Annotated in this window: 15 protein-coding genes; 4 read left to right on the forward strand and 11 right to left on the reverse strand. The window is 69.4% G+C overall.

Annotation, left to right across the window (positions count from 1 at the left end; all coding sequences use genetic code 11):
- Nucleotides 1–3: 3 nt before the first annotated feature.
- From G6N77_RS16695 to G6N77_RS16715, 5 genes are read right to left on the reverse strand one after another with little or no spacing between them, the layout of a single operon-like run.
- Nucleotides 4–1119: a glycerate kinase gene (locus G6N77_RS16695; protein WP_165183299.1), complete on the reverse strand. Its 1116-nt coding sequence runs from the start codon at nucleotides 1117–1119 to the stop codon at nucleotides 4–6.
- 29 nt (nucleotides 1120–1148) lie between these two features.
- A complete protein-coding gene (locus G6N77_RS16700; RefSeq protein WP_306987216.1) occupies nucleotides 1149–1961 on the reverse strand; it encodes a glycerophosphodiester phosphodiesterase family protein in 813 nt (270 codons plus the stop codon).
- A gap of 3 nt (nucleotides 1962–1964) precedes the next feature.
- Complete coding sequence (locus G6N77_RS16705; protein WP_165183300.1) at nucleotides 1965–2774, reverse strand: HAD family hydrolase; 810 nt, start codon at nucleotides 2772–2774, stop codon at nucleotides 1965–1967.
- 46 nt (nucleotides 2775–2820) lie between these two features.
- Nucleotides 2821–3345, reverse strand: coding sequence for a YbhB/YbcL family Raf kinase inhibitor-like protein (locus G6N77_RS16710; protein ID WP_165183301.1), 525 nt, complete (start codon nucleotides 3343–3345; stop codon nucleotides 2821–2823).
- 3 nt (nucleotides 3346–3348) lie between these two features.
- On the reverse strand, nucleotides 3349–4293 hold the full coding sequence (locus G6N77_RS16715; RefSeq protein ID WP_165183302.1) for a carbohydrate kinase family protein: 945 nt from the start codon (nucleotides 4291–4293) through the stop codon (nucleotides 3349–3351).
- An 89-nt stretch (nucleotides 4294–4382) separates the two neighbouring features.
- Here G6N77_RS16715 and G6N77_RS16720 point away from each other — a divergent pair, with 89 nt between their 5' ends.
- Nucleotides 4383–5489, forward strand: coding sequence for a GTP pyrophosphokinase (locus G6N77_RS16720; RefSeq protein ID WP_165183303.1), 1107 nt, complete (start codon nucleotides 4383–4385; stop codon nucleotides 5487–5489).
- Between the two features lie 58 nt (nucleotides 5490–5547).
- Here G6N77_RS16720 and G6N77_RS16725 read toward each other — a convergent pair whose 3' ends face one another.
- Nucleotides 5548–6117: a TetR/AcrR family transcriptional regulator gene (locus G6N77_RS16725; RefSeq protein ID WP_165183304.1), complete on the reverse strand. Its 570-nt coding sequence runs from the start codon at nucleotides 6115–6117 to the stop codon at nucleotides 5548–5550.
- A 167-nt stretch (nucleotides 6118–6284) separates the two neighbouring features.
- Here G6N77_RS16725 and G6N77_RS16730 point away from each other — a divergent pair, with 167 nt between their 5' ends.
- The 3 genes from G6N77_RS16730 (at nucleotide 6285) to G6N77_RS16740 (ending at nucleotide 8606) form a co-directional block, all read left to right on the forward strand.
- Nucleotides 6285–7025: a DUF981 family protein gene (locus tag G6N77_RS16730; RefSeq protein ID WP_165183305.1), complete on the forward strand. Its 741-nt coding sequence runs from the start codon at nucleotides 6285–6287 to the stop codon at nucleotides 7023–7025.
- Between the two features lie 168 nt (nucleotides 7026–7193).
- A complete protein-coding gene (locus G6N77_RS16735) occupies nucleotides 7194–8177 on the forward strand; it encodes a bile acid:sodium symporter family protein (RefSeq protein WP_165183306.1) in 984 nt (327 codons plus the stop codon).
- Between the two features lie 162 nt (nucleotides 8178–8339).
- Complete coding sequence (locus tag G6N77_RS16740) at nucleotides 8340–8606, forward strand: hypothetical protein (protein WP_165182695.1); 267 nt, start codon at nucleotides 8340–8342, stop codon at nucleotides 8604–8606.
- A 125-nt stretch (nucleotides 8607–8731) separates the two neighbouring features.
- Here the strand turns inward: G6N77_RS16740 and G6N77_RS16745 are convergent, their stop codons facing one another.
- The 5 genes from G6N77_RS16745 to G6N77_RS16765 all read right to left on the reverse strand — a co-directional run bounded on the left by G6N77_RS16745 (nucleotide 8732) and on the right by G6N77_RS16765 (nucleotide 14007).
- A complete protein-coding gene (locus G6N77_RS16745; protein WP_165183307.1) occupies nucleotides 8732–10201 on the reverse strand; it encodes an aldehyde dehydrogenase (NADP(+)) in 1470 nt (489 codons plus the stop codon).
- Nucleotides 10198–11814: an FAD/NAD(P)-dependent oxidoreductase gene (locus tag G6N77_RS16750; protein ID WP_165183308.1), complete on the reverse strand. Its 1617-nt coding sequence runs from the start codon at nucleotides 11812–11814 to the stop codon at nucleotides 10198–10200. Before G6N77_RS16750 ends, G6N77_RS16745 begins: the two co-directional genes overlap by 4 nt.
- Nucleotides 11807–12067, reverse strand: a complete 261-nt coding sequence (locus G6N77_RS16755; RefSeq protein WP_165183309.1) for a (2Fe-2S)-binding protein — start codon at nucleotides 12065–12067, stop codon at nucleotides 11807–11809. Before G6N77_RS16755 ends, G6N77_RS16750 begins: the two co-directional genes overlap by 8 nt.
- The gene (locus G6N77_RS16760) at nucleotides 12060–13229 is read right to left on the reverse strand and encodes an NAD(P)/FAD-dependent oxidoreductase (protein ID WP_165183310.1); all 1170 of its coding nucleotides are present in this window, start codon (nucleotides 13227–13229) and stop codon (nucleotides 12060–12062) included. Before G6N77_RS16760 ends, G6N77_RS16755 begins: the two co-directional genes overlap by 8 nt.
- A gap of 118 nt (nucleotides 13230–13347) precedes the next feature.
- Nucleotides 13348–14007, reverse strand: a complete 660-nt coding sequence (locus tag G6N77_RS16765) for a GntR family transcriptional regulator (RefSeq protein WP_165183328.1) — start codon at nucleotides 14005–14007, stop codon at nucleotides 13348–13350.
- Nucleotides 14008–14019 lie beyond the last annotated feature (12 nt).

A 14019-nucleotide genomic window follows, 5' to 3' on the forward strand; every position in this document is an offset into this window, starting at 1 on the left:
GGGCTAGATGCCGTTGAGCGCTTCCGAGGTGGCCCGCGCGGTGTAGCGGGCGGCGTCGGCCAGGGCGGCCTCCGGGGAGCCGGCCACGTCGGTGGCGCTGACAGCCGCCACCACGCCGTGGCCGGCCAGTTCTGCCTGCGTGACGCTGACGCGCCCGGCCACCACGACGACGGGCAGTCCCCTTGCGTGGGCGGCGTCCGCCACGCCGATGGGCGCCTTCCCGGACAGCGACTGCTCATCCATGGACCCCTCACCCGTGATGACCAGGTCGGCGTCGTCAAGGGCGGCGTCCAGGCCCACCATTTCGGCAACCAGGTCAAAGCCGCGCTCAATCGAGGCATTGGCGTAGGCCACAAACAGGGACGGGAAGCCGCCGGCGGCGCCCGCGCCCTCAATGTTGATGTCCACCCCGGTGCTCTCCCGCACCAGCGACGCCAGGTGGCTCAGGCCGGCGTCGAGCTTCTCCACGGCGTCCGCGTCCGCACCCTTTTGCGGGCCGAAAATGTGGGCGGCGCCGTTGTAGCCGTACAGCGGGTTGTCAACGTCCACGGCCATGCGGATCTTCGCCCCGGCCAGGCGGGGGTCCAGGCCGGAGGCATCGATCGCGGCCACGTCCAGGAGGGAGCCGCCGCCCAGCGGGACCAGGTTGCCATGAGCGTCCAGGAGCTTCAGGCCCAGCGCGCGCAGGGCCCCGGAGCCGGCGTCGGTCATGGCGGAGCCGCCCAGGCCGATGATGACCTCGGTGGCGCCGGCCTCCAGCGCGGCGGCGATGAGCTGGCCGGAACCGTAGGAGTGCGCCCGCAGCGCGTTTTCGACGGTGGGCTCGGAAAGCAGGTAGCCGCTGGCCTGGGCTGTCTCAATGACGGCCACGTGGGTTTCCGGGTGCACCGCCCAGGCGGCTCCGACGGGCTTGATGATTGGCCCCACCACGGCGTTGAGGCGCTCCTGGAAGCCCGCCGCGACGGCAGCCTCCAGGGTTCCCTCGCCGCCGTCGGCCACGGGCAGGGTGGTCACCACGGCGTCGGGGTAAACACGGAGAGCGCCTTCGCTCATGGCGGCGGCCGCTTCGACGCCGGTCAGGGTGCCCTTGAACTTGTCAGGTGCAATCAAAATTCGCATGGTCCCATCCTGCCAGCCCGGGGCGGATGTTACGCAGTCGCCGCCGGCGCCCCGGGGCCCGCCGGCCAGTAGCCGCGCCGTCGCATGACGGCGGCCAGCAGGTCCGCGCGGTCCGTCATGATCCCGTCCACGCCCAGGCCCAGGAGCTGGTCCATGTCCGCCGGCTCGTTGATGGTCCAGACGTGCATCTTCAGCCCCGCCCGGTGCGCGCGTCCCACCGAACGCCGCGTCACCAGGTCCACGCCCATGGCCCGGCGCGGGATTTGCAGCACATCCACGCCGGCCATCATGGCGCGCAGCAGGGGGATGGGCAGCCACGGGCTGAGCAGCGCGTAGGCCAGCAGCAGCTTTTGGCCCGGCGAGCTAGCCACCGGCCGGCTCAGCCGCGACAGCACGTCCTTGCGCCTCCGGCCGGAAAAAGACGCCACGCACACCCGCTCATGCAGGCCGAACTCCTCGATGAGGGCCGCCAGCGTTGCCGCGGACCCAGCGTCCTTGACGTCAATGTTGAAGCGCGCCGCGGGCAGCGCCTCAAAAAATTCACGCAGGGTGGGAATGGGCTGCTCCCCGCCGATGCGTGCTTCGCGGACGACGGCGTACGGCAGCTCCGCGATCCGCCCGGCCCCGTCGGTGATCCGGTCAAGCGAGGTGTCGTGGAAGACCACCGTGACGCCGTCGGCCGTGGTGTTGATGTCGGTCTCGAGGTACTGGTAGCCCAGCTCGAGGGCCGCCCGGAACGCGGGGAGCGAGTTCTCCCACCCCTGCAGGCAGAAGCCGCGGTGGGCGATGGCGAGCGGGATGGGCGAATCCAGGTAGGGCTTCGGGACCCTGGCCGTCTTCACCGCCTAGGCCAGCCGCAGCGCGGCCAGGCGGGCCTCGATGACCTGGGCAACGCCGTCGTCCTCGAAGCGGGGGGCGGTCAGCGCGGCGGCGGCGAGCGCGTCAGGGTGCCCGCTGGCCATTGCGTAGCCGGCACCGGCCCAGCCCAGCATCTCGATGTCGTTGGGCATGTCCCCGAACGCCACCACGTCCGCCGCCGCGATCCCCTTCGAGGCGGCATATTCGGCGAGCGTGACGGCCTTGTTGACCCCGAGGGGGCCCATTTCCAGCAGGGCCAGCGTGGGGGCGGAATGCGTGACGGAGATGAGGCCGCCCACCTTGGGCCGGACCAGGTCCAGGAAGTCGTCGGCGTTGCCCGTGTGGAGGACGGCCAGCATTTTGATGATGCCGCCGCCGGCCATGGCGGGGGTCAGCTGCTCCGGTTCCAGGCCGGCCAGGGACGGCGGCTGCTCCGCGCCGAGGAAGCCGGGCTCCACATGGAATCCGTCCAGGCTTTCCAGGGCAAAGCGGGGCTCGGGCGCCAGGCCGGAGATGATGTCGCGGACGTGGCTGACTGTCTCCCAGGGCAGCAGGTGCGAGGCCACCACGGACTCGCTTTCCAGGCTGTAGGTGACGGCGCCGTTGGAGCAGATCACCGTTCCGGTGTGGCCCACCTGCTCCCGGATGGGGTCCAGCCAGCGCGGGGGCCGTCCGGTGACGAAAACGATGCCGATCCCTGCCTCCGCGGCGGCCTGGAAGGCCTCCAGGGTGCGGCTGCTGATCTTTCCGTCGTGTCCGAGGATGGTTCCGTCAATGTCACTGGCAATTAAGCGCATACCCTAGGCTATCCAACTTCGCCGGGCCTGTTTCCGCGCAGCCGCGTCATGCCACCTCGAAAATGCCGGTGATCCGGGCCCGGGCCAGTGTGTGGAAGTGCAGGTTGAAGCCGAGCACGGCCGGGGTGGCGTCGGCGCCGAGGTCCAGGGCCGGAACGTCCACGGCATGCACCACCACCATGTAGCGGTGCGGCCCGTCCCCGGCGGGAGGTGCCGAGCCCATGTAACCGGGGAACCCGCCGTCGTTCTTCAGGGTCAGCGAGCCGGCGGGCATGCTGCCGGAGCCGGCGCCTTCGGGCAGGGAGGTCACGGACGCCGGGATGTTTGCCACGGCCCAGTGCCAGAAGCCGCTGGCGGTGGGCGCGTCGGGGTCGTACATGGTCACGGCGAAGCTTTGGGTGGCGGCGGGGAAGCCGGACCAGGCCAGCTGCGGCGAGAGGTCCCTGCCGTCCGGGTGCCCTCCGGGGTTGACCTGGTTGACGGGCATGGCGCCGCCGTCGGCCAGGGACGTGCTGGCCAGCGTGAAGCCGGGGACGGGGGCGAGAAATGCATAGGGATCATAGTCAAACATGGTTCAGCCTTCCTGCAGTTCGGTGCGGTTGGGTGGGTTGGCGCCTGCGCGGGAGACCGTAATGGCGGCGGCCCGGGCGGCGTAGCGGATCAGTTCCTCGAGCTGTTCGGCGGTGATGGCGCGCAGGGTGGTGCGGCGCTGGGCACCGTCCAGTTCGCGGTCCACCAGGGCGGCCAGCAGGGCCGCCATGAAGGAGTCGCCGGCCCCCACGGTGTCCACCACCTTCACGGCCGGCACGGCGCACTCCGCCTCCCCGGCCGCGCACACCGCCCACGGGCCTTCCCCGCCCCGGGTGACAACCACGACGGCGGGGCCTTCCGCGCCGCCGTCGGCCAGCCACCTGCGGGCCGCCACCAACGGGTCGGTGCCCGGATAGAGCCATTCGAGGTCTTCATCGGAGGCCTTGACAATGTCTGCCAGGCGGACGAACTTTTCCGCCTGGGCGCGGGCAAAGGCCACGTCCTTGATGATGGTGGGGCGGCAATTGGGGTCATAGCTGATGGTGGCTGAGGGGTGGGCTGCCACCACGGCGTCGAACACCTGGTCCGCGCCGGGGGCCAGCATCGCGGCGATGGATCCGGTGTGCAGCAGGGTGGTGGCGGCCAGCATGAAATTGGGCATGCCGTCCGGCCCGGACAGGGCGGCGGGCAGTTCCCAGTCCAGGGTGAACTCGTAGCTGGCGGCGCCGTTGCCGTCCAGCACGGCCCGGGCAATGGAGGTGGGCCGGCTGTCCGGGGTGACCGGAACCAGCACGTCGTTTTCCTTGAGGTGCGCCGTCACCAGGGCACCGTACGCGTCCTTGCCGAAGCGGCCCAGGAACTGGACGGGGTGGCCCAGCCGGGCCAGGCCAACGGCCACGTTCATGGGGCTGCCGCCCACATGCGGCACGGCTTCGCGCCCCGGGCGGACCACTTCATCAATCAACGTCTCACCAATTACCGTCAGCATGGCAACAGCCTACGGCCATCCGGCCCGACGCCACCCCCTGTTACCCGCGTTACTCGCGCCGAAGGGGTCCGGCGCTTAAGCTCGAGGATATGAGCAGCCATTGGGAACGCCTTGACGAATCACTGCGGCCGTCCGTCACGGCGTCCGTTGCGGCCTATGAGCGCGCCCTGCCGGAGCTGAAGCGGGTCACCTCGGAGATGGAATCCCTGGTCCGGGACGTCATGGAGGACGCCCAGGACAAGCCCCTGTTTGTCACCAGCCGGACCAAAACGGTGGAATCGTTCCGCGAAAAGGCGTCCCGCATGGTGGTGCCGGAGCCGGGCGCCGCCCCCGCCCTGCAGTTCCCGGACCCGCTGCGCAACCTCACGGACATGGTGGGCGTGCGCGTCATCACCACGCTCCCGGGCGAAAACGCGAACGTGGCGAACCTGATCAAGCGCCGCCGGAACATCTTTGACTGCCGCGGGGACAGGGAGAAGGACATCGGCTCCATCGAGTCCGGCACGTACGGCTACTCCAGCCGGCACCTAATCCTGCGCAGCATCCAAAACGCCGTGGTGCGCTCCTACCAGGAGGCGCTGGACCCTGAGGCCAAGGCCAGCGGCAGCTACTTCTTTGAGTGCCAGATCCGCACCATATTCGCCCATGCCTGGAGCGAGATTGAGCATGACATCCGCTTCAAGGCACAGGATCCGCGTGCCTGGAGCCCCTACTTTGACCGCCAGTTCACGGCCACGGCGGCCATGCTGGAGACCGTGGAGTCCGCGTTCTCCGAACTGCACGAGCGGTACGAGACCGTCACCAGCTATTGGGATGCCGAGGGCGAGGGAGGGGAGTCACTGACCCCGAACCGGATCAAGGCCGTGTGGCAGACCCTGCTGCCCCATGTGGACAGGAAGGCCGACGACGACTGGGGCTGGGCGGCCGAGCTGGTCCATGCGCACGGGCTCACGCAGACCATCGACCTGGCGGCGCTGCTGCAGCCTGACATCATCTCCCACGTCCGCAAGGCGCTGGACCACCGCTACTCCCCCGGCCCCGACCGGCTCCTGGACGACCTGCTGCTGTGGCAGTTTGGGCAGCGACACATTGACCTGACGGCCGAGGAAGCCTCCGCCGAGCAGACCCCGCGCCGGGACAGCCTGCAGCGCCGCCACCAGCAGATGCAGCGCTACCGCACGTCGATGGGGTTCTAGCCCACACCGATTGGGCTTGTCGGTTTTTGGAAGCGGACGTACGCAAAAATGCCGCCGTTTACGCAATTTGCACACCCAGCAGCTCCAGGATTCGGGCCACCTGCCGGGCGGCGTAGTCGAGCGGGTCATTCATTCCGAGGGCAAAGCCATAGAGGAGCGACGCACCTATCGATTGCATAAGCAGCTCCAGGTCCTCGTTCCCCAGGGTTTGGCCGGCCATCCGTTCCAGCCCGATGTTCAAGGCCTCGCCCAACAACGGCTGGTGGTTGCGGATGATCTCCTGCAGCTCGGGGTCGCGCCCGGCCTCGAGAATGGGATTGAGCCTGGTGGTGACCACGTCCGGGCCCAGCCTGGGGGCAAAATAGATGGCCATGAGCTGCGCTGCAACCCAGGCCAAGGTGGATCCACGGCCCGTGTTCGTCAGGGCAACGCATTTCCGGGCAATCCCCAGCGCGCTCTGGGCGCGCAGGTCCTCGGCTCCTGCCACGGCGGCCCGGTACAGCTCCTTCTTGGAGGGATAGTAGTAGTTCCCGGAGCCTGCGGCCAGCCCGGCAGCCTCGGCAACGCGACGGTGGGTCACGGCGGAGGGGCCCTCGTCAATGAGCAGACGCGCGGCGGCCGCCGCCATCAGCTCCTGCTTCGCCTGACTGCGATGCTGCTTGATTTTCTCCACCCCCCTGCCCGCGGTCCAGCCGGAATAATTTCGCCCGCCCCGGCGCTACATCAAAAGCCATACACCAGTATGGCTTTATGAATGGACCGTGCGGCCCACACCTAAGGGAAAGCGATTGCACCATGAGCATGGCAACCGAAGCTCTCAAGATCGACTGGGCGACCATGCCCACCTACAACACCATCATGTCACTGGCGGCCGGAGCGGGATTGCTGGCCGTGGTCATTTTTGCCCGCGACCTCTTCGGGCTGCGCCGCAACAAGGATGCGACACTCAGCACAGACGGCTGGTCCCTGGCATTTGGCGTGCTCGGCGTGATCCTCACTGCCACGGGCCTGCACATGACGCTGACCTGGCCGCTCGCCGCAGGGGGCTTCCCGTTCGACAACATCATTTTCGGTGAAACCAGCCTGGGCTTCGGCGTGCTCCTGCTCGGGGCGGCTTTGTACCTGTGGAAGCGCGGTGCGGCTCTGGCGTCCGCCGTGGACCCGGTGGCTTTTGCCGCCACTACGGCCCGCCCATTGTCCCTCTTCGTTGGCGGGCTGGGACTGAGCCTGTTCGCCATCGCGGCCGCCGGCATCACCTACCAATTGTTCGCCGCCCCCGCCCAGGAGCCGATTTCCGGGGCATTCGCCGCCTATCCCATGATTGAGGCGACCTTCATGTCCGGGCTCTTTGCCGTCGTCGGGGTCGGCGCGGTGCTCTTCCCCGTTGCAATTGCAAAACTCCGCACGGCGGGCACGGCAGCGGCCGGGCTGGTCAAGACCATCGGGGTGGCCTGGTTTCTGACCGGGCTGGCATTCCTGCTCTTTGGCGCCATGAACTATTTCACCCACATCGGCCTGATCGTCCACACCATGTAGTCCACAGCATGTGGCAGGCCCGGCCGGCGCCCTACCGTGCGCCGGCCATCGCGGCACCAATTTTAGGCTCGCGCGGTCCCTGGTGGACTTCGCCGAGGCGGCCGCGGACCTCACATCCAAATAGTGAGATGATTTGTTCAAGGGGCGGACAAGGCGGAAAATAAACAGGTGCCTCAGTCAACTAATACCGCCCCAAAGACCACCTCAACAGCCCGGCCGGACCGCACCGCGCTCATCGCCGTCACCATCTTTCCCCTGCTGGTCATTGCGGCCGGAATCCTCGGGTTCCTGCTCCCCGGCTCGTTCAAACCGTTGGCCCCGTCGGTGCCGTACCTGCTCGGCATCATCATGTTCTGCATGGGCCTGACGCTGACCCTGCCCGATTTTGCCGCCGTCGCCAAGCGGCCGTGGGCCGTGGCCCTGGGCCTCGCAGCGCACTACGTCATCATGCCGGGGGCCGGCTGGCTCATTGCCACGGGCCTTCACCTGAGCCCCGAACTGGCGGCCGGTGTGATCCTGGTGGGCTGTGCACCCAGCGGGACGTCCTCCAATGTGATGGCTTACCTGGCCAAGGGTGATGTGGCCCTCTCAGTGGCCGTTGCCACGATCTCCACCCTCGTGGCCCCCATCGTCATGCCTGCCCTGACGCTCTTCCTGGCGGGCTCATTCCTCCATGTGGACGCAGGCGCCATGATGCTCGACATTCTCAAGACAGTGCTGCTGCCCGTCGTGGCCGGGCTGCTGGCCCGGCTGTTCCTCAACCGGATGGTGGACTTTGTGCTGCCCGTACTGCCGTGGATTTCCGCCGTCGTCATTTCCCTGATCGTGGCCATTGTGGTGGCCGGCTCTGCCTCGAAGATCGTGGCAGCGGGCGGGATCGTCTTCCTGGCCGTTGTCCTGCACAACGGCTTCGGCCTGGGCCTTGGCTACCTGGCCGGCAAGGCGGGGCGGCTGGACGCCCGGGCGCGCCGCGCCCTGGCATTTGAGGTGGGCATGCAGAATTCCGGGCTGGCTGCGACGCTGGCAACGGCCCATTTCTCCCCGCTGGCCGCCCTGCCCTCGGCAGTGTTCTCCGTCTGGCACAACATCTCCGGCGCCGTGGTGGCTGCCTGGCTGGCGCGCAAGCCGCTGCCGGACAAGGTGGCTGCGTAGCAGTTTCGGGTGGTGGGGTGCCGTGTCCCTCCGGGGCATGGGGAGTCCTGCATGGGGAGGACACCCCATCGACGGGTGCGCGGGGCGGTTGTTAGATTCTTAGTAGTCAACCGGCCGGAGCAACCAGCCGGACCACTCATTGAGCGAAGGATGTGCATCACCATGGCAGGAATGCTTGGCAGCGACCCGAATGACATGGCCGACCTGGTCAACAAGATCGGCCACGCCGTGGACCAGATCCACACCGTGACCTCCACCCTGGACAGCAAGGCCCAGTCCGTGCGCTGGGAAGGCCCCGACGCCAACCGCTTCAAGTCCAGCGAATGGCCCTCCTACAAGGCCTCCCTGCAGCGCGTGGCCCAGGACCTGGAACAGGTCAAGAACCTGGTCAACAAGCAGAAGGAACAGCAGATCAACGCCTCTGCCTAAACACCATGGCAGGCCCGGTGCGGGGAACACCCCGCACCGGGCCTGCTGTGTTTTAACGACCACCCGGTTTCGACAAGCTCAACCACCGGGGCCTTGGTCTCGACAGGCTCAGCCAGCGGCCCGGCTCAGCCAGCGGCCAGCTGGCCGTCCACCCGCTGCGGGACGCCGAGCGGATTGTCGTCCTGCAGTGCCCCGGGGAGCAGGTGCGCCGGCAGGCCCTGGTAGGCCACGGGGCGCAGGAACCGGGTGATCCCGGCGGTCCCCACCGAGGTGGTGGTGGGCGCGGTGGTGGCGGGGTACGGCCCGCCGTGCTGCTGGGCGTAGGTCACTGAGACACCCGTGGGCCACTGGTTCCAGAGCACCCGGCCGGCCTTTTGCGCCAGCGCCCGCACCAGCTCGGGGGCCACCGCGTCGGTGTCCTCCCCCTGGATCGTGGCGGTCAGCTGTCCGTCCAGCACGCGCGCCACGGCCAGCAGCTCATCCTCGGACTCGTAGGTGGCCACGAGTGCGGACGGGCCGAAGCACTCGGTGATCAGCCCTTCCGGGTCTGCCAGCATGGCGGCGGCCGTGGTGGCGTTCAGCGCAGGGGCCGGCGGGAAGGCCAGGGTGTCACCCGTGGCACCCAAGGGGGCAACGGCGTCGTGCTTCAAAAGCCCTTCGAGGGCCTCCGTGTAGCCGGACTGGATCCTGTCGTTGAGCAGTTTGGCGGGGGCGGGCCGGGCGGCGGCAGCGAGTTCGGCAACCATGCCCGAGCCGGCGGGAACCAGCAGAATGCCCGGCTTGGTGCAGAACTGGCCGGCGCCCAAGGTGTACGACGCCACGAATTCCGTGACAATCTCCGCTCCGCGCGCGGCCGCGGCGGCCTCGGTGACGAACACGGGGTTCACGCTGCCCAGCTCGCCGTAAAAGGGGATGGGTTCGGGGCGGGAGTTGGCCAGGTCAAACAGTGCGCGGCCGCCGGGGATGGAGCCCGTGAACGCACCGGCCTTGATGCGCGGATCCAGCAGTGCGTCGCGGCCGGCGTCAGTGCCGTAGACCAGGGCGAGCAGGCCGTCCGGGGCCCCGGCTGCCCGGAGCGCCTCGTTGGCGACGCGCCCGACAGCGGCCGAGAGCCTGGGGTGCCCCGAGTGGACCTTCAGGACCACGGGGCAGCCGGCAGCCAGCGCCGAACAAGTGTCCCCGCCCAGGACGCTGAAGGCGAAGGGGAAGTTGCTGGCGGCGAAGACCACAACGGGGCCGAGGGGTTCCAGGACGCGGCGGATGTCGGGGCGGGCGCCCATGGGCCAGGCGGCGTCGGCGTGGTCGATGCGGGCGTCGAGGTAGCCGCCGTCGGTGAGGAGTTCGGCAAAGAGGCGGAGCTGGAACGTGGTGCGCTTCAGTTCCCCGGACAGGCGCCCCTCGGGGAGGAACGTTTCCTCCTGCGCCACCGGGATCAGCTGCGGCGCGGCTGCATCCAGGGCGTCGGCCACGGACACGAGGGCTGCGGCCCGCTGTGCTGCCGGGGCCTGTGCCCAGTCCGGCGCAGCGGCAGCTGCTGCGGCCAGGATGGATTCGAGCTCCTCGGCGGTGGTGGCAGCGGGGTCGGTGGTGGTCATGGTCGGCGTCCTTCGTCGGTGGGTGTTGGTTCGGGGGCGGGCGATTCGGCGGGCGGTTCAGGGGCGGGCGATTCAGGGGCGGGCGATTCGGCGGGCGGCTCAGCGGCCAGGGCGGCCAGCTGCCCGAGCCTGACCGGTGCTGCGAGTGTTCGCTTGGACATGGAACGCAAATCGGCGGCCGCCGTCGGGCCGTCAAAGGCGCGGCCGGCCAAGTCGGCGGCGATGGAGGCCGTGGCATATCCGCACACGCGCCCCTGGCACCAGCCCATGCCGGGCCGGGCAAAGGATTTCAGGCTCCGGGCGTCTTCGGCCCCGAGGTCAGCATGTGCCGTGCACAGCGCCCGGTACGTGACTTCCTCGCAGCGGCAGACCACGGTTTCCGGCGTCAGCCAGCCGTGCCAGCGCAGGGGCACGGGGTTGGCACGGTGCATGGCCTCGGCGAAGGCGCGCAGGCGGGCGCGGTCACGCTGCAGGGCGCCAATCCGGCGGCCCAGGGCCGTGCTACCGGCTGTGGCGGAGCCGGATTCCGCCGCCACGCAGAGGGCGGCCAGCTCGCCTTCGGCCACGGCCATCGCGGCGCCGCCCACGCCCGTGGCCTCCCCCGCCACGTAGATCCCGGGCACAGAGCTGCGCAGCCGCGCATCAACTACGGCCGTCAGCGAGTCGTCCACGTCCACGGCGGTTTCCGCACCCGCTGCCAACACCAGTTCCAGCTGGGCCGTGAAGCCCCAGCCCAGGGCGACGACGTCGCATGCGATGCGCCGTCCGGTCCCGGGCAGCACGGAGCCGTCGGCGGCCAGCTTGGAGACCGTCACAGCCTCCACCCTGTCCGTGCCGTGGATTTCCGTCACGGCAGTGCGGATTTTGTAGGGAATCCGGTGCCTGGCCAGCACCGCCGCGTACTCGGCGCCCTCCATCGCCTTTTCCGGCGCCCGGACGGCGCCGCGCAGGTTCCGCAGCCAGCCGGCCGGGCTGTTGGCCTCGCAGATTGCGGCCACTTTGACCCCTGCCGCTGCCAGGCCCGTGGCCACGGGCAGCAGGAAGGGCCCGGTTCCACCCACGACGGCGACCCTCCCGGGAGCTGTCCCGCTCGCCTTCAGCAACGCCTGCGCCCCGCCGGCGGCCATGACCCCGGGCAGGTCCCAGCCGGGGACCGGAAGCTGGCGGTCGTAGCCGCCGGGGCAGAGGATCGCCTGCCGGGCGCGGACGTCTGCGGGCAGCTGCTCCGGCCCGCCGCCGGGGATGTCCAGCGCCGGAGCCAGGCGCAACAGGGTTGACCCCTCCCCCGGCTCGAGCAGCCACACCTGGGTGGTGCGCCAGTACTCCACGGTGCCGGCGGCTTCGTGGGCGTACAGCCGCGCGCGGAGGTCCGCGAAACGCTTCCAGTCGTGGTGTCCGGCGGGAGTCCGGGCATCCGCAGCGTCAGGCTTCGAAGGCCCCGGCGGCGCAGCCCCGGGCTCCGCATCCACCCGCGCCTCGACCGCGTGCCGCCAGAACTGCCCGCCCGGCTGCGCACCGGCATCGACCAGGACCACGGACAGGCCCGCGTCGGCGGCGTGGACGGCGGCAGCCAAACCGGCCGGCCCGGCGCCGACAATGGCAACGTCAAACATCGGGGCCCGCCCCTGTCTCCAATGCCATGCCGTCCCTCGCAGGGGTGAGGCAGGCGCGCTGGTTGGGGACGCCGTCGGCCGTTATCAGGCAGTCGAAGCACACGCCGATGCCGCAAAACAGGCCCCGCGGCCGCCCTTCCTTGCGGGTGGTGCGCCACGCGGTGATGCCGGCCTCGGTGAGCGCGGCGCCCACGGTTTGGCCGGGGCGGGCGGACAGCGGCGCGCCGTCCAGGGTCAGGTGCAGCTCAGGCATGTGCGCCCTCCAAGTCGGTGTCAAAGCGTTCCGGCGCAAACGGCGCCAGGTCCAGGGCGGGGGCTGCGCCCGTGAGCGACGCCGCCACCAGCGCGCCGGTGCCCACCGAAAGGCCGATCCCGGCGCCTTCGTGCCCGCAGGCATGCCACAGCCCGGGAGCGCGCGGATCCGGGCCGATGACGGGCAGGTGGTCGGGGCAGTAGGGGCGGAAGCCAAAGTAGCTGCGGAGCACCTTGGCCTCCTGCAGGAACGGGAAAAGCGCCATGGCCTTGCCGGCCATTTCCGCCAGCACGTGCGGGTTGAAGGACTTGTCAAAGCCCACCCGTTCGCGGCTGGAACCGATCAGGATGGTGCCCGAAGCCGTCCCCTCCACCACGGGCGAGGTCTGCAGCCCGGCATCGGAGCTGGCCACATTGTCCACGTATTCGGCCGCGTACACCTTGTGGCGGACCATCACGGGAAGCGGTTCGGTGACCATCACGTAGCCCTTGCGAGGGAGCACAGGAACACGGACGCCGGCCAGCGACGCCACGGCGCCGCCCCAGGTCCCGGCGGCGTTGACCACGGAGTTGGCGCTGACGTTCCCGCGCGCGGTGGCCACGCCCGTGACGGCGTCGCCGCGGCGCAGAAAGCCGGTGACTTCAGTGCCCGGATGGACGGTGGCGCCCAGGCCGCGGGCCAGCCGGAGCAGGTGCGCGGCGGCCAGCATCGGCTGCACCTGCGCGTCCTGCGGGTAGAAGGCGCCGCCGGCCATGCCGGGTGCCAGGTGCGGTTCGTGGCTGTGCAGCTCCGCCCCCGCCACCAGTTCGACGTCGATCCCCGCCTCCCGCTGCCGTCGCGCCAGGCGTGCCAGGTTGGCCTGCGTGGTTTCCCGCGCCGACACCACCAGCCCGCCCTTGGATTCAAATTCCCACAGCGGCCCGTGTTCGGCCAGCTCGCCGCGCCACAAGGACTGCGAGTAGAGGGACAGTTCCAGTTCGGGGCCGGCCTCCTTGTCGGAGACCAGGATGTTTCCCTCGCAGGCGCTGGAGGTGCCGCCGGCAACGGGGCCGCTGTCCAGCACGGCCACCTTCAGTCCCGCGAGTGCGGCAAAATAAGCACAGGCGGCGCCCACGGCGCCGGCACCGATGACCACAACGTCAGCCGAGAGGGGCAACTTCATAACAGTAGTATGTCACATGCTACTGTCCGCGAACACCCCCGCGCCCGTTGAGGTTCGAGATAACCACCTCCCCGGGGCTCCTTCGGAGGTGGTTATCTCGAATCTCAACGAGGGGGGGTTAGTGCCTGGCCCATTCGCCGCGGACGTGGCCAATGTGGCGGGTCATGAGGTCCTGCGCCTCCCGTGCCTTGCCGGCAGCCATGAGGTCAACAAGTTCCACGTGTTCCAGGGACATGTCCCGCAGCTTGCCAGTGGCGGCCAGCGGGGCCAGGCCCAGCAGCCGGGTGTGGGCGCGGAGCTCGGAAATCAACGCCACCAGGCGGCGGTTGCCGCTGTATTCCAGCACGGCAATGTGGAAGGCGCGGTCCGCTTCCGTGTAGGCAATGAGGTCGCCCTCGCCGGCGAATGTGACAATGTCCTCGGCCATCTTGCGCAGCCGGGCCAGCCCGGCGGCGTCAATGAGCGGGGTGACGGCGCTGACGGTGGGCGGCTCGATCAGCAGCCGCAGGGCGGTGATCTCATCCAGGTCGCCGTCGGACACCTCGGTGACCCGGAAGCCCTTGTTCGGCAGGGAGACCACCAGGCCTTCCTTGGCCAGGTCGAGCATGGCCTCGCGCACCGGCGTGGGGGACACGCCAAATCGTTTGCCCAGGGTGGGGGCGGAATAGACCTCCCCGGGCTTCATCTCCCCCGAGATCACAGCCGCACGGAGGGCCTTTGTCACCGTTTCCCGCAGGCTGACGTTCTTCTTGACAACCGTCAGGTGCGAGCGTTCCATGGAGCCCACGGC

Origin of the sequence: Arthrobacter silviterrae, from assembly GCF_011045165.1 — a bacterium.
Taxonomy (GTDB): Bacteria; Actinomycetota; Actinomycetes; order Actinomycetales; family Micrococcaceae; genus Specibacter; species Specibacter silviterrae.